Below are 17999 nucleotides of genomic sequence, written 5' to 3'. Positions count from 1 at the left end.
CGAAAACGCAAATGGGAGGACCCTAAATCGTGCTAAACTGGGACCCGGGAAAGGGAGAATCCACATGCTTTTTGAGGTCGGCGAGACAGTAGTTTACCCCCACCACGGCGCAGCGAAGATCGAGGAGATCAAGATGCGCACCATTAGGGGCGAAGAGAAGATGTATCTCAAGCTCAAAGTGGCGCAGGGTGACCTAACCATTGAAGTACCGGCAGAAAACGTAGATCTGGTCGGAGTGCGGGACGTCGTCGGCAAGGAAGGCCTGGAGCAGGTTTTCGATGTTCTGCGTGCCGAGTTTACCGAGGAACCTACGAACTGGTCACGACGCTATAAGGCAAACCTTGAGAAACTGGCCTCCGGTGATGTGATCAAGGTGGCAGAGGTTGTTCGTGACCTATGGCGCCGTGACCATGACCGCGGCCTGTCCGCGGGGGAGAAGCGGATGCTGGCCAAAGCCCGGCAGATTCTGATTTCCGAGCTGGCCCTGGCGGAAAAGACCGATGAGGACAAGGCCGCCACCGTACTGGACGAGGTCCTGGCTTCCTAAGGAAGCCCGCGGCAGTCCCGCAATCCCCAAGCACCACGACGGTGCCCGCAGAATCCCCGACACCGCCCCGGTGCCGGGGTTTTTCGTCCCTGTCCTATCCAGACTTGTCCCACCCAGACGCTGTCCTACCCAACCGCTCGGCGGATACGGCTCCCGTGCGCGCTCACCGTAGCGACCACTTTCGGCCGGTCGGCAAGGGATGTCCAGCGCGGCGCCGCTACGCTTGAGCCATGGATGCAGAAGGTGGCGCGATGATCGCCGTTATTGTCGTGGCGGCCGGATCCGGGGAGCGGCTGGGTTACGGAATGGCCAAGGCCAAGGTCCCGCTCGGCGGTGAACCGATGCTGTCGCACACGCTCCGCGGAGTGCTGGCCTCCGGTGTGGCCGGGCAGATTTGTGTGGCGGTTCCGCGCGGCGACGCCGAACTGCGCGGCCTCTGCGAGGCCCTGGGCGCGGGGACGGGCGACGGGCCGGTGGTGACCGTGGTCGACGGCGGCGCAACGAGGGCAGCTTCGGTCCGGGCGGCGCTGGTTGCCGTGCAGCCCGGGGTGACGGCCGTGCTGATTCAGGATGCTGCCCGCCCGCTGACTCCCGCCGAGGTCTACCATCGGGTGGCCGGTGCCCTCGCCGCCGGCGCGCTGGCGGTCATTCCGGCGCTCGCGGTGACGGATACGGTCAAATCCGTGGAACCCGCACAATCGAGGGGGGCGGGTATCGCGGCGGAAGTGGTCCGTGCCACCCCGGACCGCGCCCGGCTGCGCTCAGTCCAGACTCCGCAAGGGTTCGACCTGCCCACGCTGCGCCGCGCCTATGAAAGCGCTGCGGGGCTCACCGCCGAACAAACCGCGGCCGTGACGGATGACGCGATGCTGGTGGAAGCGGCAGGGGTGGACGTCTACGTGGTGAAGGGTTCGGCAAGCAGCCTTAAGATCACCGGTCCCTGGGATCTGCTGCTGGCCGAAGCCCTGCTGGCGGGCCCGCTGGCGCCGCGATGGGTGGAGGGGTAGCCATGGAGGATTTTCCGTTGCTCCCCAGAACGGGGATCGGCATGGACGTCCATTCCTACGCGCCCGACGGCGGACCCTCACCCCTGTGGTTGGCCGGCCTGTTCTGGGACGGCGAACGCGGCCTGGTCGGCCATTCCGACGGCGACCCGGTGGCGCACGCCGCCGCGGATGCGTTGTTCTCGGCCGCCGGACTCGGAGACCTGGGCAGCCACTTCGGAACCAGCCGGCCCGAATTCAAAGGTGCCAGCGGGGTGACCCTGCTGGCCGAGGCTGCCCGCATCGTCCGGGCTGCCGGTTTTGAGATCGGCAATATTGCGGTCCAGCTCATCGGCAACCGGCCTACGTTCGCTCCGCGCCGCGAAGAGGCGCAGCGCGTCCTCAGCGAGGCGGCCGGGGCCGCGGTCAGCGTCTCCGCGACCACCAGTGACGGACTTGGCTTCACCGGACGCGGCGAGGGAATCGCCGCCATCGCCACCGCACTGGTGTGTGGCACCCACCCAAGCCGACCAGGACGGGACCGGTCCGGGATCGGCAGCAATCCGATAGCCTAGAGCGGTGACCCTGCGCTTTTATGATTCCGCCGCCGCCGAAGTCCGCGATTTTGTACCGCTCGCCGAGGGAGCCGCGTCGCTCTACTATTGCGGGGCCACGGTGCAGGGTGAACCGCACATCGGGCATCTGCGTTCCGCCCTGGCCTTTGACCAGCTGACCCGCTGGCTTCGCTACCACGGCCTGCGTGTCACTGTGGTTCGCAATGTGACGGACATAGATGACAAGATCCTGGCCAAGAGTGCCGAATCTGGCGAGGAATGGTGGGCTCTGGCCTACCGCTTCGAGCAGGCTTTCGAAGACGCCTACGACGCCCTTGGCATTGCGAAACCGACGTACGAGCCGCGCGCGACAGGCCATATTCCGGAAATGCACGCGTTGATCCAGCAGTTGATCGAGCGCGGGCATGCCTATCCGGCAGCGGACGATTCGGGTGATGTCTACTTCGACGTCAGGTCCTGGGATAAATACGGCTCGCTGACCCATCAGCGCCTGGATGACATGCAGGCCGCGCCGGATCTTGACCCGGAGTTCAGTGGCCGGAAGAGGGATCCGCGCGACTTCGCGCTGTGGAAGGGGCAGAAAGAGGGAGAACCGACGACGGCGGCTTGGTCCAGTCCGTGGGGCGCGGGCCGGCCCGGTTGGCACCTGGAGTGCTCAGCAATGGTGGGAAAATACCTCGGCGATTCCTTCGACATCCACGGAGGCGGCCTCGACCTGCGCTTCCCACATCATGAAAATGAGATGGCACAGTCCCAGGCTGCAGGGAAGGGTTTCGCCAATTTCTGGCTCCACAACGGCATGGTGACATATAAGGGCGAGAAGATGAGTAAATCCGTCGGGAACACCGTTGGTCCGGCCGAGCTGCTGAGCCAAGCGAAGCCGCTGGTGGTGCGCTACTACCTGGGCCAGGCAAATTACCGTTCAGTGCTGGATTACCGGCCGGAATCGCTGACCGAAGCCGGGGCCGCGGTCGAACGCATCGAGAGCTTTATGATAAATGCCGCGAAAGCGCTGGGATCCGGCGGAGAACCCGCACCCGGTTCTGCCCCGTTGGCCTTCGAGGCGGCCATGGACGATGACCTGAACGTACCGGCCGCCCTGGCCGTACTGCACGAAACGGTGCGCCGCGGCAACAGCGCCATCGCTGCCCTGGGGGGGAGTACGACCGCCGCAGACGCCGCCGATGGAAATCCGGCCGGAGGCGGGCCCGCTGATGCGGCGGAGGTCCTGCGGACGGCGCACCGCGAAGTATTCGTCATGACCAGCGCCCTTGGCCTGAATCCGCTGGACCCGCACTGGAAGGACGACGGCGGCGATCCCGCTGGGCGGGCGGCTCTTGAATCGCTCGTGACCGTGCAGCTGGACGCCCGCCAGGCGGCCAGGGTCGCGAAGGACTGGGCCGCATCCGATGCGATCCGGGACGCGCTGGCACTGGCCGGCATCGAAATTGCGGATTCAGCGGACGGCGCCCGCTGGTCGGTGAAGAATAACTAGACCCTTCACTCGGCCCGCAGCGGCAAGGGCTCCGGCTGTGGGTCTTGGTACGTCCCGGCAGGGGTCCGGCAGCCCTCCGGCAGGGGGCCCGGAAACGACGTCGTCAGGGCGGGCGGGGCCGCTTCCGGCGTGCAGAGGCCGATTTGGGATGGATCGGTAAACTGGTAGCCGGTGGATGTGTTGTGGTCCGCTACAGGTAAGATTTCCGGAGCCTCTAACGTGGCTCCACCAACCGTTAGGGTTTTACGATGGCAAATTCTTCCCGCGCAGGTGCCATGCGCAAGCTCAAAAAGGGTCCCACCATCGGAACGGGCGGGCATGGCCGGAAATCCTTGGAGGGCAAGGGCCCCACACCCAAGGCGGAAGAGCGGCCCTATCACAAGGCCTACAAGTCCAGGCAGCTTGCAGAGAGGTCCGCGGCCAAGCACGGAGCCGAAAGCCCGGCATCGCGCGGACGGGCCGGCCGCAACGGACCAAAGGGCCGCGCCACCGAGGAAATGGTCACCGGGCGGAACTCCGTGGTCGAGGCACTCCGCGCCGGTATCCCGGCGAAGGCGCTCTACGTCGCGGCTCGCATCGAGATGGATGAACGCGTGCGGGAGTCGCTCAAGCTGGCCGCGGACCGCGGCATCCCGCTGATGGAGGCGCACAAGCCTGAACTTGACCGGATGACCGAGGACGCCGTGCACCAGGGTCTGGTGCTGCAGATCCCGCCGTACGAATACCAGGACGCGATGGATCTGGCCCAGGACACCATGACCAAGTGGAAAAAGGGGTACATCAGCAATGCACCCCTTTTCGTCGCCCTGGACGGTATTACCGACCCGCGCAACCTCGGCGCCATTATCCGCAGTGTCTCCGCCTTCAGCGGACACGCGGTCATTGTCCCGGAGCGCCGCAGCGTCGGTGTCACGGCCTCGGCCTGGAAGACCAGTGCCGGCGCGGCCGTCCGCGTCCCCGTCGCCAAGGCGCCTAACCTGAACCGCGCGTTGGCCGCGTTTAAGCAGATGGGCATTTTTGTGCTGGGTCTCGACGGCGACGGCGACGTGTCGCTGCCCGCGCTGACCTTGGCCAGCGAGCCGATCTGCATCGTGGTGGGCTCCGAGGGCAAGGGGCTCTCCCGCCTGGTCCGGGAGAACTGCGATCAGATCGTGTCCGTCCCGATCGATTCCGCGATGGAGTCGTTGAACGCCTCGATGGCCGTGGGCATCAGCCTCTATGAAATCTCCAGGCAACGCTCCGTCTCAGCCTGACGGAGCCCTTAGCCGAATCAGACGTGACCGCAACAGATATGACGGGGACAGTGGTGCTGGCCGAGCCTTCCTTCGGTGCGGCTTTGTCGCGTCCGTTTCCGCTTGGAGTCAGTGCCGCGCCACTGCCGGGTGCCGGGGTGGACGACCGGCAGGACCGGGTCAACGTCGCCGTTTATGCCCCGGGATTGACCGATGCCGCGCTCTATTTCCAGGCGCCCGGTATGCCGTGGCGCGCAGTGCTGCTGCCCGATTGCAGCGACGGCGTGCACCACGGTCTGGTGACCGGGATGCCGGCCGGAAGCCGCTATGGCTTCTGGGCGGGCCGGCGTCCGGGTGAGCCGGACCGGCAGAATCCTGACCCGGAAATCGATCAGCTGCTGCTGGACCCGTACGGCCGGTTCATCTCGGAACGCACCCACGGGGACTATGCGCTGTACAACTCGGTCCGGATGCAGAGCGGCTTTGATTGGGGAAATGACGCCTCGCCGCGCACGCCCTGGCGCAACAGTGTGATCTACGAAGCCCATCTGCAGGGCCAGACCATGCTGCACCCGCAGATCCCCGCGGAAATCCGGGGAAGCTACGCGGGTATGGCACATCCGGTCATGATTGGTTACCTGAGCGCGCTCGGCATCACCGCCGTCGAGCTTTTGCCCATCCACTTTCACTTGGATGAGCCGCACCTGCAGACACTGGGATTGCGTAACTACTGGGGCTATAACACCCTGGGTTACTTTGCACCGCAGGTTTCGTACGCCAGTGCCGCGGCGCAGGCATCCGGTCCGCAGGCGGTGCAGGACGAGCTCAAGGGCATGATCAAAGCGCTGCACGCCGCCGGCATCGAGGTCATTCTGGATGTGGTGTACAACCACACCGCGGAGGGGCCGGCGGATCGGCCGCAGCTGTGCTGGCGTGGCCTGGCCGAGCGCGCGTACTACCGGCATGGGGACGACGGTTACATCGACACCACCGGCTGCGGGAATACTCTGGACTTCAGTGAAATGCGCGTGGTTCAGATGACGCTGGATTCGCTGCGGTACTGGGTGGAGGAATTCCATGTGGACGGATTCCGCTTCGATCTGGCCGTCTCGCTGGCACGCAACGCAGCCAATGAATTCCGTTCACTGCACCCATTCCTGATCGCTGCCGCCACGGATCAGGTGCTGGCCGGAGCCAAGCTGATCGCCGAGCCGTGGGATCTGGGCCCGGACGGCTGGCAGACCGGGCGCTTTCCGGCCGGCTGGGCGGACTGGAACGACCACTTCCGGGACGAAGTGCGCGAGTTCTGGCTGCGCGACCAGGCCGCGCTGGCCGCCGGAGAAACCGGCGGGACCCTGTCCCGATTGGCCGACAGCCTGGCGGGTTCAGCCGGGCTCTTCGCGGGGTCGGGACGCAGCCAGCTTGCCTCCATCAACTTCGTCACCGCCCATGACGGCTTCACACTGACCGATTTGGTCTCCTACGACCGCAAGCACAACGAAGCCAACGGTGAGGACAACCGGGACGGCCCGGACCATAACCGGAGCTGGAACCACGGCGTGGAGGGCCCCACGGTGAACCCGGACATTCTGGCCGCCCGCGCCCGGACGCGCCACAATGTCATGGCCACGCTGCTGCTGTCCCTCGGGGTACCGATGTTCACCGCCGGCGATGAACTGGCGCGCAGTCAGGGCGGCAACAACAACGTCTACTGCCAGGACAACGAGACCGCTTGGCTGGACTGGACGATGGGTGACGCGGCGCGGGAGATGCTGACCGCCACCAAACGACTGATCCGGGTACGCCGGGATTTCCTGGCGGACCAGCCCAGCAGCTACCCGGCCCGCGGTGAGAGCTCAAACCTGCGCTGGTATGGCGTGGACGGGACACCGATGACGCCGGACCGGTGGCGGGATCCGGGCAACCGGGTGCTGCAGATGCTGATGAGTTCGGCGGGTGGCCTGCTGGACGGGCTGGTGGTCTTCAACGCCTCGCGCCTGGAGAGGGTCATTACGTTGCCGGCGCTGTCCGATGCGGACGGTGCTCCACGGATGTTCGACCTGCGGCTGACCACCGCCGAGGACCATACGCTGCGGCAGGGCGAGCGGACACCGGCAGGCGGAACCTCCCGGGTGGAAGCCAACTCGATCAGCGTTTACCGCGCCTGACGAACTACCGCTCCTGGCGAACTACCGCTCCTGGCGGACTACGCCGCCTGGCGGACAGCCCTCCCGGATCTGAGGTGAGCACCTCAGATCCGGAAAGTGCTCAGGCGTTGATGATCAGACCCAGCTCGGCCTTGTTCGCCAGCGCAGCGTGCTTCGGCAGCACCCGCACGGTGTAGCCGAAGCTGCCTGAACGGTCGATGACAATATCGCCGCTGAACAGATACCGTCCCTGCCCCAGATCTTCGGACCTGTCCAGCACAGCCATCGTCGTTTCGCTGAGCTCGTCACTGTCCAACGCACGGCCGTAGGCCGTTTCCACACTGACATCCCGGGGTGTGAGCGAATCCAGTGCCACGTAGGCCTGCACCGTAATGGTGTCGCCGATCTGCGGCTCGTCCGTTACGCCGAGGGAGTCGACATGCTCGACGACCAGCCGCGGCCAGGCGGCCCGGACCCGGCCCGTCCAGGCGGCCAGTTCCTTGGCTTGGACATACCCATCGGCGCGTGCGGCCCGGCCGGAGAGGGCCGCGGGTTCATACAGCCGGGTCACGTAATCCTGCACCATTCGCTCGGCCGAGACCGCCGGCCCGAGCTTCGAGAGGGTGTGCTTGATCATCGAAATCCAGTGTGTCGGAAGCGTCTCCCGGGCCGCCTTGGAGGGCCCGGCGGCTCCGGCCCCGCTGGAGACGATCGAGCCATAGAACCGTGGCGCCACCTGATTCTCCAGCAGTTCATACAGAGCCGCCGCTTCAATGTCGTCCCGTTCCTCAAAGGAGGCACCGTTGTTGGCGGTCGGGATCGCCCAACCGTTTTCGCCGTCGTACAGTTCGTCCCACCAGCCGTCCATGACGGAAAGGTTCAGCGACCCGTTGATGGCAGCCTTCATACCCGAGGTTCCGCAGGCTTCCAGCGGACGCAGCGGATTGTTCAGCCAGACGTCGCACCCCGGGAACAGGGTGCGGGCCATGGCGATGTCATAGTTGGGCAGGAAGACGATCCGGTGCCTGACCGCGGGATCATCGGTGAAAGTGACCAGATCCTGAATCATTTTTTTACCCGCGTCGTCCGCCGGGTGGGACTTCCCGGCGATGACCAGCTGAATGGGGTGGTCCACATTGAGCAGCAGGGCCCTCAGCCGGGCGGGATCGCGAAGCATCAGCGTCAGCCGCTTGTAGGTCGGCACGCGCCGGGCGAAACCGATCGTCAGCACATCCGGATCCAGCACGCTGTTCGTCCAGGCCAGTTCCGCGTCCGCTGCCCCGCGTTTCTTCCAGGCGGAACGCAGCCGGCGGCGCACGTCCTGCACCAATGCACCGCGCAGCGTGCGCCGCATGGACCACACATCCGCGTCTGAGACGTCGTACACCTTGGCCCAGTCGGGCCCGTCCAGAACCTGGGCGCCAAAGCGTTCCGCGGCCAGGGCGCTGAGCTTCGGGTCCACCCAGGTGGGTACGTGCACACCATTGGTCACCGAGGTGATGGGAACCTCACTGTGATCGAAACCCGGCCAGAGCCCGGCGAACATGTCGCGGGAAACGACGCCGTGCAGCTTGGCCACGCCATTGGCCCGCTGGGCCAGCCGCAGTCCCATGACGGCCATATTGAACATTGCAGGGTCGCCGTCGTCGTAATTCTCCGCACCGAGGGCCAGCACCTTGTCCAGTGGCACGTTGGGCGCCAGGCCTGCGTCGAAGAAGTGCCGGATCTGGCTGGCCTGGAAACGGTCGATTCCCGCCGGGACCGGCGTGTGCGTGGTGAAGACGGTGGACGCCCGGCCGGCAGTGAGGGCCTCTTCCCAGCTCAACGGAGCGGCAGTCACCACAGGGTCCATCAGCTCACGGATCCGCTCAATGCCGAGGAAACCGGCGTGGCCTTCATTGGTGTGGAAAACCTCCGGGGTAGGTCCGCCAGTCAGCCGGGCATAGATGCGCAGCGCCTTGACGCCACCCATTCCCAGCAGCAGCTCCTGCTGCAGCCGGTGGTCTCCGCCGCCCCCGTACAGCCGGTCGGTAATGGTGCGTGCGGCGTCGTCATTCCCGGGAACGTTGGAATCGAGCAGCAGCAGCGGCACTCGTCCCACATCGGCGCGCCAGATGTAGGCGAGCAGCTGACGCCCCTCGGGCAACGGCAGCGCCACGTGCGCCGGCGTACCGTCCGCTTCGCGCAGCAACGTCAGCGGCAGATTGTCCGGATCCAGCACCGGGTAGGTTTCCTGCTGCCACCCGTCGCGGGAAAGGGACTGCTTGAAATAGCCCGCCTGGTACAGCAGCCCGACTCCGATCAGCGGCACGCCGAGATCCGAGGCAGCCTTGAGGTGGTCCCCGGCCAGGATGCCTAGACCGCCGGAATACTGCGGAAGGGCCTCGGCAATGCCGAACTCAGGGGAAAAGTAGGCGATGCAGGTTGGGGCGGATTCGCCCAGCCGCTGATACCAGCGCGGCTTGGTCAGGTAACGCTTGAGGTCATCGTTGGCGCGTTGGACGCGGGCGACGACGGCGGGGTCCGCGGCGAGCTGGCGCAGTTCCTCGCGGCTGACGGAACCCAGGAAGGTCACCGGGTCGTGTTTGCTCTCTTCCCAGATCCTCGGATGCAGTGTGGCAAAAAGTTCACGGGTGGGCAGGTGCCACGACCATCTGAGATTGGTGGCCAGGGCGGCCAGCGGGGAGATCGGTTCCGGCAGTACTGTACGGACGGTGAATCTACGGATTGCCTTCATTTTCGACACCTTAGCGCACAAGCCGCGGCATCGGTTAGCCGCCGGAATTCACCGGATGAAACCCGGCTTAACATGGTCGCGGATACCGGAAACATGGAGTGCGAAAACGGTCGGTCTTAGCAATCGGGGGCCTTTCTCGCTAACGTCTATCCTGTGACTACTTCCAAGGCGTTGTCCGCAGAAGACGAATCAGGCAGCAGCAGGGGTGCGGGCTCTCCCGCCGCCGGGCCGGCCCCGACGGGCATCCGAGAGGGGCTGCGGTTTGGTAGATTCCCGATTACCGAAATTTCCCCGGTCATCGACGGCGGCTTGTTCCCCGCGAAGGCCGTCCCCGGCGCGGATCTGGAGATCGGGGCCACCGTTTTCCGTGAGGGGCACGACCTGCTGGGCGTCAGCGCCGTCCTGCTGGACCCGGACGGCAGCGAAAGCCAGCGCACTCGGCTCGCCCCGGTCGGAAAGGGATCGGACGGCTGGACCGGCCGGCTTACCCCTGCGGACACCGGACGTTGGTCCTTTCTGATCGAGGCCTGGTCCGACCTTTACGGCACCTGGCGGCACAACGCCGAGGTAAAGATCGCCGCGGATGTGGACGTCAATCTGATGCTCGCAGAGGGAGCGGCACTGCTGACCAAAGCCGCGGTCGACGACGGCAGGCCGGCTGCCGACGCGAAAACGTTCCGCGCCGCCGCAGGCCAGCTCGCCGACGCCACGTTGAGCGTGCCGGCCCGGCTGGGTGCCGGCGTTCACGCCGCCGTGCTGGCCGCCGTCGAACGTCTGCCGATCCGGGATCTGGTGACCAGCAGCGCCGCGTACCCGATCCAGGTGGAACGTGACGCGGCCGGCCGTGGATCCTGGTACGAATTTTTCCCGCGTTCCGAAGGTGCCGTGCGCGACCCGGCCTCGGGGGAGTGGACCAGTGGCACCTTCCGGACCGCCGCCGCACGGCTGGAGGCGGTGGCGGGGATGGGCTTCGACGTCATCTACCTGCCGCCGATCCACCCGATCGGCAAGATCAACCGCAAGGGCCGGAACAACACCCTGGTCGCCGGACCGGCGGATCCCGGATCGCCGTGGGCGATCGGCTCCGACGAGGGCGGCCACGATGCGATCCATCCGGATCTGGGCGGCTTCGCGGACTTCGATGCGTTTGTCGGCCGCGCCGCGCAGCTCGGCCTGGAAGTCGCCCTTGACCTTGCCCTGCAGTGTGCGCCGGACCATCCCTGGGCCTCGGACCATCCGGAATGGTTCACCACCCGCATCGACGGATCCATCGCCTTCGCCGAAAACCCGCCGAAAAAGTACCAGGATATCTATCCGCTGAATTTCGACAACGATCCTGAGGGTCTGTCCAGGGAGATTCTGCGGATCGTGGAACTCTGGATCGGTCACGGGGTAAAGATTTTCCGCGTCGATAATCCGCACACCAAGCCGGTGTGGTTTTGGGAGTGGCTGATCGCCGCCGTCAATGCCCGGCACCCGGAAGTGGTGTTCCTGGCGGAGGCATTTACGCGGCCCGCGATGATGCACGCACTGGGCCGGGCCGGGTTCCAGCAGTCCTACAGCTACTTCACCTGGCGGAACACGCGGTTGGAGGTGGAGGAGTATCTGCAGCAGATCAGCCATCAGACCGCGGCGTTTTTCCGGCCGAATTTCTTCGTCAACACGCCGGACATTCTGACCGAATATCTGCAGTACGGCGGCCCCGCGGCCTTCAAAATCCGAGCGGTGCTCGCCGCCATGGGCAGCCCGCTGTGGGGGATGTACGCAGGCTATGAATTGTTCGAACACGTTGCCCGGCCCGGCGCCGAGGAGTACATCGACAATGAAAAGTTTGAATACAAACAGCGTGATTTTGCCGCGGCGGAGTCCGCGGGCCGGTCACTGGCACCGTTCATCACCCGGCTGAACCGGATCCGCCGGGACCACCCCGCGCTGCTGGACCTGCAGAACCTCACCGTTCAGTCGACGTCGGACGTCGCCACAGTGGCGTTCAGCAAACACAAGACCATCCACAGGCCGGATGGCAGCACCGTGAAGGATACGATTATCGTCGTTGCCAACCTCGATCCGCACAGCGCGCGGGAAGGCGCCGTCTACCTCGACCTGGCGGCTCTGGAACTGGACATCTTCAACCCGGACGGGACTTTTGTCGTGGATGAACTGATCAGCGGCGAGACCTGGAACTGGGGCAGTGAAAATTATTTCCGCCTTGACGCCCACCGAGAACCTGCCCATATTCTGCATGTAAGGCGGCAACGATGACCTTTGCAGCGCCCAACATCTCCAACCAGTTCAATCTGAACGCCCCCGGTCTCAAACACGATCCGTACTGGTACCGGAAAGCCGTCTTCTACGAGGTGCTGGTGCGTGGTTTCGCCGATGCCAACGGGGACGGCTCCGGCGATTTTTCCGGGCTGATCGAGCGACTGGACTATCTGCAGTGGCTCGGCATCGACTGCCTTTGGCTGCCGCCGTTCTTTGACTCGCCCCTGCGCGACGGCGGCTACGACATCCGCGATTACTACTCGGTGCTGGACGAGTTCGGCACGATCGGCGACTTCAAACGGCTGGTCGCCGAGGCGCACGCGCGCGGCGTCCGGGTGATCATCGATCTGCCGGTGAACCACACCTCGGACCAGCACCATTGGTTCCAGTCCTCCCGCGAAGACCCGGAAGGCCCCCATGGGGACTTCTACATGTGGAGTGATACCGACGAGAAGTATCAGGACGCGCGCATCATCTTCGTAGACACCGAGGAATCCAACTGGACGTTTGACCCGGTCCGCCGGCAGTTCTTCTGGCACCGGTTCTTCAGCCATCAGCCGGACCTGAACTTCGAGAACCCCAAGGTTATTGAGGCCATTTTCGACGTGGTGAGGTTCTGGCTGGACCAGGGCATCGACGGCTTCCGGGCGGACGCGATCCCGTACCTCTTCGCCGAGGAGGGGACCAACTGCGAAAACCTTGAGCCCACCCACGAATTCCTGCGCCAGCTTCGGGCCATGGTGGACGAAAACTACCCTGGCCGCGTCATCATAGCGGAGGCCAACCAGCCGCCGGATGAAGTGGTGGAGTACTTCGGCACGACGGAAGCGCCGGAATGCCACATGGCCTTCCACTTTCCGATCATGCCCCGGCTGTACTACGCGCTACGGGACCAGAAGGCCGCGCCGATCATCCAGACCATGATCGATACCCCTGCCATTCCCGCCGGCGCCCAATGGGGCACCTTCCTGCGCAACCATGACGAGCTGACGCTGGAAATGGTGACCGCCGAGGAACGCGAGGCCATGCTGGGCTGGTACGCACCGGATTCGCGGATGCGCGCTAACATCGGCATCCGTCGCCGGCTGGCACCGCTGCTGGACAATTCCCGGGCAGAGATCGAGATGATCAATGCGCTGTTGCTGTCCCTGCCCGGCAGCCCATTCCTGTATTACGGCGACGAGATCGGCATGGGGGATAATATCTGGCTGACCGACCGCGATGCCGTGCGCACACCCATGCAATGGACCCCGGACCGGAACGCCGGGTTCTCCAATGCGGACCCGGGGAAGCTGTACCTGCCGGTCATCCAGTCGCTGGTGTATCACCACAACCACGTCAACGTGGAGGCACAGACGTCCCATGCCAGCTCGCTGCTGCACTGGAGCCGGCAGATCCTGGCCGTCCGCCGCGCCCACGCGGCCTTCGGACTGGGCGGCTACCAGAATGTTGAAGCCACCTCCGAATCGGTGCTCGCGTTCCTGCGGGACATCCCCGAGGGCAACCCGGAGGGCGAGCGGGCGGAAACGCTGCTCTGCGTGTTCAACCTCTCCCAGCACCCGACCGCGACCCAGCTTCGGATGCCGGCGCTGGCCGGCCGCGGTTTGCGGGATGTGTTTGGCGGAACCGTCTTCCCACCCGTCGGCGAAGACGGCCTGCTGACCCTGACGCTGGGGAGCTTTGACTTCTTCTGGCTCAGGTTGCGGTCCGCGTCCTCCAACCCGATGTCGCCGCAGACCCAGGCGATGCCCATCATTCCGATGCCGGGCAGGGATCTCTGATGGCCGGACTGACGGCGGCGGTCCCGGATATCCTGGCCGCCTGGCTGCCCGGACAGCGCTGGTATCCGGCCAAGGGCAGCAGCGTTAGGCTGCGCTCAGCCGGGGGATTCCGACTGGGAGACCCGCATCTTGACACCGAAGCCGTCGGTCTCGAGGTGCACTACATAGCGGTCGACGACGGCACCCGGGTTCAGGTGCTGCAGGTTCCGCTAAGCTTCCGGGCCGCGCCGCTGGCCGGCGCCGAAACGGCGCTGGTGGCGGAAACCGACGATCCGCAACTGGGGCACCGCTGGATCTATGACGCCCCGCACGACCCGGATTTCATCTCGGCGTGGCTGGACTTGCTGAGTGGACATTCCGCTGTCACCGAGGGAATGGCGACGGCCTTCAGCAGCCCCACGTTCCGGGACTCCCGCGACGCTGGCTCCCGTGATGGGGGCGCTGCCTGCAGGGCCCGGGTGCTCAGCGGCGAGCAATCGAACACCTCCGTTGTAGTGCAGAACGGTGACAAGCCCGTCATCATCAAATTTTTCCGCGTGCTGGGCGCCGGCGTGAACCCGGATGTGGAGGTCGGTGCTGCGCTCACGGCGGCCGGCTGCGGCGACGTTCCGGCGCTGCACGGCTGGGCCACCGGCACCTGGGCTGGAGAGGACGGCCCAGCGGAGGGAAATCTTGCCGTCATGCACGAGTTTATCCGCGGCAGCCAGGACGTCTGGGGCTTGGCACTGGCGGCCGCACGCGCGGATGAGGGCTTCGCCGCGCAGGCACATGCCATCGGCGCGGCAACCGCGAACGTGCACCGCACCCTGCTGGACAGCATGGGCGGACAGCAGCTGGCGGCAGGCGAGCGGGAAGAATTCATCGAAGGAATTGTCACCCGGATCCGCTGGGCATGGTCGCATGCCGGGGACTTGGTGGGACCTTACGAGGATCAGGTCGACGCCGTGATTTCGCGGCTGCGCGAGGTGCGCCATCTGCCGGCTCTGCAGCGCATCCACGGAGACCTGCATCTGGGCCAGCTGCTCCATGCCGCCGACAGCGGCGGGGAACGCTGGCTGATTCTGGACTTTGAGGGCGAGCCGCTGCGCCCGGTGGCGGAGCGCAACCGGCCGGACCTGCCGCTGCGCGACGTCGTCGGCATGCTGCGTTCCTTTGACTATGCCGCCGCAACCGCCGCGGACCAGGGGGCCGCCGCAACCGCCGCGGACCCGGGGGCCGGCGCAACCGCCGCGGACCGGGGGGCCGGCGCAAGCGGGGAGGACCCGGCAACCGTGGCGGACCCGGAAACCGTTGCGGACCCGGCAACCGTTGCCCGCGCCGATCGGCTGGGACAGTGGGCCCGGGCCGTCTCCACAGCCTTTGTCGCCGGTTACCAGAGCGTCAATCAGGGCGCCGTCGAGACGGATTCTGCGCTCTTCCGGGCCCTGTGGCTGGATAAAGCCCTGTACGAAGTTGTTTACGAGCACCGGAACAGACCGTCCTGGACGCAAGTACCGGTCCGCGCCGTGCGCGAGACATTGGATTCAATGGGAAGCGGGAACGCAATGGGCAATGGAATTCCGAATCGAAACGATCAGGCAGATCCGGCGGGCATCCCCCCGGCCGTCCCGCCGGCGCCGGATGCGGGCGGGGCCGCGTCAGGCCGAGCCCCCATGGCCGTGGACACAAACGTGCTGGCGCGGCTCTCCGACGGCACCTTCTACGCCCCGCACTCCGTCCTCGGCGCCCACCTCGACGCCAACGGCCTCGTCACCATCCGAACGCTGCGGCACCTGGCCGAGTCCGCCGTCGTCGTCACCGCGACGGGCAGATTCCCGATGACACATGAGTACGGGGGCATCTGGACCGCGGTGCTGGATCCGGAGGAACCCGGGCATGTCCCGGATTACCGGCTGGAGGTCGGCTACTACGGTGGGAAGACCACCACCGTTGACGATCCATACCGCTATCTGCCGACCGTGGGCGAGATGGACCTGCACCTGATCGGGGAAGGGCGCCACGAGACATTGTGGACCGCATTGGGCGCCCACGTCCAGCGTTACCACTCGGACCTGGGCGACGTCGGCGGCGTCAGCTTCGCCGTCTGGGCCCCGAACGCCCAGGCCGTCCGGGTCAAGGGCGACTTCAACAACTGGGACGGCCGGCAGCACGCCATGCGCAGTCTTGGCTCCTCCGGCATCTGGGAACTCTTCATCCCGGACGTTATAGCAGGGGCGTGCTACAAGTTCGAGATCCTGGGCAGGCACGGGGACTGGAGCGAAAAGGCGGATCCGATGGCGTTCGGCACCGAGGTGCCGCCGCTGACCGCTTCGCGGGTGGTCGAATCCGGCTACCAGTTCAAGGATGATGACTGGATGGCCGCCCGTGCCGACCGGGATGCGCACAATCTGCCGATGAGCGTCTATGAGGTCCACCTCGGTTCATGGCGGCTGGGCCTGGGGTACCGTGAGCTGGCCACTGAACTGGTCGAGTATGTGCGCTGGATGGGATTCAGCCATGTGGAACTGATGCCCGTCGCGGAGCATCCGTTCGGGGGATCCTGGGGCTATCAGGTCACGTCCTACTATGCACCGACCTCTAGGTTCGGGCACCCGGATGAGTTCCGATTCCTGGTGGACTCACTGCATCAGGCCGGGATCGGCGTCATCATGGACTGGGTCCCGGCTCATTTCCCGAAGGACGCCTGGGCGCTGGCCCGGTTCGACGGGGAACCGCTCTACGAGCACTCCAATCCGCAGCTTGGAGAACATCCTGACTGGGGCACGCTGATTTTCGATTTCGGCCGCAGTGAGGTCCGGAATTTTTTGGTGGCCAACGCCCTGTATTGGTTCGAGGAATTCCACATTGACGGGTTGCGGGTGGATGCGGTCGCATCCATGCTCTACCTCGATTACTCGCGTGAAGCGGGGGAATGGAGCCCCAATAAATTTGGTGGCCGGGAGAACCTCGAAGCGATATCGCTCCTCCAGGAGGTCAACGCGACAGCGTATAAGCGCTACCCCGGCATAGTAATGATTGCGGAGGAATCCACCGCGTTCCCGGGCGTCACTGCGCCCACGAGCGGAGGGGGTCTTGGTTTCGGCTTGAAATGGAATATGGGCTGGATGCACGACTCGCTGGCCTATATCGCGGAGGATCCAATCAACCGCGGCTGGCACCACAACGAGGCGACGTTCTCCCTGGTCTATGCCTTCACGGAAAACTTCCTGCTGCCGATCAGCCACGATGAGGTTGTCCACGGCAAGGGGTCGATGCTCAGAAAGATGCCGGGGGACAGATGGCAACAGTTGGCGAATCTGCGCGCCTATCTGGCGTACCAGTGGGCACACCCCGGCAAGCAGCTGATCTTTATGGGCACCGAATTCGGTCAGGAAACCGAATGGAGCGAGCAGTACGGCCTTGATTGGTGGCTGGCGGAGACGCCTGCGCACCACGGCCTGCAGCTGCTGGTCCGCAGGCTCAACGAGCAGTACCGCACGACGCCGGCTCTGTACGCCCGGGATAACGAGGCCGAGGGATTCGAATGGATCAACGGCAACGACGCCCAGCGCAATGTTCTCTCGTTCATCCGCTGGGACCGTGAGGGGCACCCGCTGGTTTGCCTGGTGAACTTCGCCGGCACGCCGCACGAGAAATTCCAGGTCGGGATGCCAGCGGCCGGCACATGGATCGAGGTACTCAATACCGACGATGAGGAATTCGGCGGGTCCGGTGTCGGCAACGGCGGAACCGTGCTCGCCGTGGATGAAGGATTTGACGGCCAACCGGCCTCCGCCATTGTGACCCTGCCTCCGCTTGGGGTGCTGTATTTGACGCGGGATCAGCAGTAAGCCGATCCTGCGCTGGGCCGGGCGCTGGGGCTGCTGACGGGCACGGCGTCCGGCCCCGCGCAGGGACCTGCGTTGCGGGCTGCGCCTGGGCGGCCGGAGGCTCGTAGTGTTCCGTGGCTTTGTCTTCCGGCCGCCACGGTGCTAGTGTTGGTAACCCCGCTGGGTGAAGGTTGCAGTCGGTGGTCACCTGTATGGATTGGGCTTTATTGCTTGTTCGCGGTCTCAAAGACGGCGATCTTCCACACACAGTGAACCGCCGGGTTGACACTGGTTATGGATGCGGGTAAGTTTGAAAAGTTGCTCCGGTGCGGCGCGGTTGATGTGAGTTGGCTGGCGGGTCCGGGTGCGTCTGTTGTTTGAGAACTCAATAGTGTGCCAAGTTTTGTTGATACCGGTATTTATTTATT

Annotated in this window: 10 protein-coding genes; 9 read left to right on the top strand and 1 reads right to left on the bottom strand. The window is 65.1% G+C overall.

Features of this window, described 5'->3' with window-relative positions; translation table 11 throughout:
• Window positions 1–64: 64 nt before the first annotated feature.
• From QMG52_RS17830 to glgX, 6 genes are all read left to right on the top strand, one after another.
• A complete protein-coding gene (locus QMG52_RS17830; RefSeq protein ID WP_283561774.1) occupies window positions 65–547 on the top strand; it encodes a CarD family transcriptional regulator in 483 nt (160 codons plus the stop codon).
• 230 nt (window positions 548–777) lie between these two features.
• Window positions 778–1554, top strand: coding sequence for a 2-C-methyl-D-erythritol 4-phosphate cytidylyltransferase (gene ispD / locus QMG52_RS17825; protein ID WP_283561773.1), 777 nt, complete (start codon window positions 778–780; stop codon window positions 1552–1554).
• Between the two features lie 2 nt (window positions 1555–1556).
• Complete coding sequence (gene ispF, locus QMG52_RS17820) at window positions 1557–2105, top strand: 2-C-methyl-D-erythritol 2,4-cyclodiphosphate synthase (RefSeq protein WP_283561772.1); 549 nt, start codon at window positions 1557–1559, stop codon at window positions 2103–2105.
• A 4-nt stretch (window positions 2106–2109) separates the two neighbouring features.
• The gene (gene cysS, locus QMG52_RS17815) at window positions 2110–3600 is read left to right on the top strand and encodes a cysteine--tRNA ligase (RefSeq protein ID WP_283561771.1); all 1491 of its coding nucleotides are present in this window, start codon (window positions 2110–2112) and stop codon (window positions 3598–3600) included.
• Between the two features lie 248 nt (window positions 3601–3848).
• Complete coding sequence (gene rlmB / locus QMG52_RS17810) at window positions 3849–4853, top strand: 23S rRNA (guanosine(2251)-2'-O)-methyltransferase RlmB (protein ID WP_283561770.1); 1005 nt, start codon at window positions 3849–3851, stop codon at window positions 4851–4853.
• A 38-nt stretch (window positions 4854–4891) separates the two neighbouring features.
• Window positions 4892–7000: a glycogen debranching protein GlgX gene (gene glgX / locus QMG52_RS17805; protein WP_283561794.1), complete on the top strand. Its 2109-nt coding sequence runs from the start codon at window positions 4892–4894 to the stop codon at window positions 6998–7000.
• Between the two features lie 100 nt (window positions 7001–7100).
• On the opposite strand, the gene glgP is transcribed toward glgX, so the two are convergent.
• Window positions 7101–9716 carry an alpha-glucan family phosphorylase gene (gene glgP, locus QMG52_RS17800; protein ID WP_283561769.1) on the bottom strand — a complete coding sequence of 872 codons (2616 nt, stop codon included), beginning with the start codon at window positions 9714–9716 and terminating at the stop codon, window positions 7101–7103.
• A gap of 243 nt (window positions 9717–9959) precedes the next feature.
• On the opposite strand from glgP, the gene QMG52_RS17795 reads away from it, so the two are divergent.
• The 3 genes from QMG52_RS17795 to glgB are packed head-to-tail and all read left to right on the top strand — an operon-like array spanning window position 9960 to window position 17592.
• On the top strand, window positions 9960–11978 hold the full coding sequence (locus QMG52_RS17795; RefSeq protein WP_283561793.1) for an alpha-1,4-glucan--maltose-1-phosphate maltosyltransferase: 2019 nt from the start codon (window positions 9960–9962) through the stop codon (window positions 11976–11978).
• Entirely contained in the window at window positions 11975–13762 is a 1788-nt protein-coding gene (gene treS, locus QMG52_RS17790; RefSeq protein WP_283561768.1) for a maltose alpha-D-glucosyltransferase, read from the top strand. Before QMG52_RS17795 ends, treS begins: the two co-directional genes overlap by 4 nt.
• Window positions 13762–17592, top strand: coding sequence for a 1,4-alpha-glucan branching protein GlgB (gene glgB / locus QMG52_RS17785; RefSeq protein WP_283561767.1), 3831 nt, complete (start codon window positions 13762–13764; stop codon window positions 17590–17592). The genes treS and glgB overlap by 1 nt, the downstream gene beginning before the upstream one ends.
• Window positions 17593–17999 lie beyond the last annotated feature (407 nt).

Origin of the sequence: Paenarthrobacter sp. PH39-S1 (assembly GCF_030063245.1) — a bacterium.
Lineage (GTDB): Bacteria > Actinomycetota > Actinomycetes > Actinomycetales > Micrococcaceae > Arthrobacter_M.
This window is presented reverse-complemented; position numbering and strand designations above follow the sequence as displayed.

What these genes read in the sequence shown, in the direction of transcription:
- QMG52_RS17830 (WP_283561774.1), top strand. Translation starts at nt 65, where the DNA reads ATGCTTTTTGAGGTCGGCGAGACAGTAGTTTACCCCCACCACGGCGCA.
- ispD (WP_283561773.1), top strand. Translation starts at nt 778, where the DNA reads ATGGATGCAGAAGGTGGCGCGATGATCGCCGTTATTGTCGTGGCGGCC.
- ispF (WP_283561772.1), top strand. Translation starts at nt 1,557, where the DNA reads ATGGAGGATTTTCCGTTGCTCCCCAGAACGGGGATCGGCATGGACGTC.
- rlmB (WP_283561770.1), top strand. Translation starts at nt 3,849, where the DNA reads ATGGCAAATTCTTCCCGCGCAGGTGCCATGCGCAAGCTCAAAAAGGGT.
- glgX (WP_283561794.1), top strand. Translation starts at nt 4,892, where the DNA reads ATGACGGGGACAGTGGTGCTGGCCGAGCCTTCCTTCGGTGCGGCTTTG.
- glgP (WP_283561769.1), bottom strand. Translation starts at nt 9,716, where the DNA reads ATGAAGGCAATCCGTAGATTCACCGTCCGTACAGTACTGCCGGAACCG.
- treS (WP_283561768.1), top strand. Translation starts at nt 11,975, where the DNA reads ATGACCTTTGCAGCGCCCAACATCTCCAACCAGTTCAATCTGAACGCC.
- glgB (WP_283561767.1), top strand. Translation starts at nt 13,762, where the DNA reads ATGGCCGGACTGACGGCGGCGGTCCCGGATATCCTGGCCGCCTGGCTG.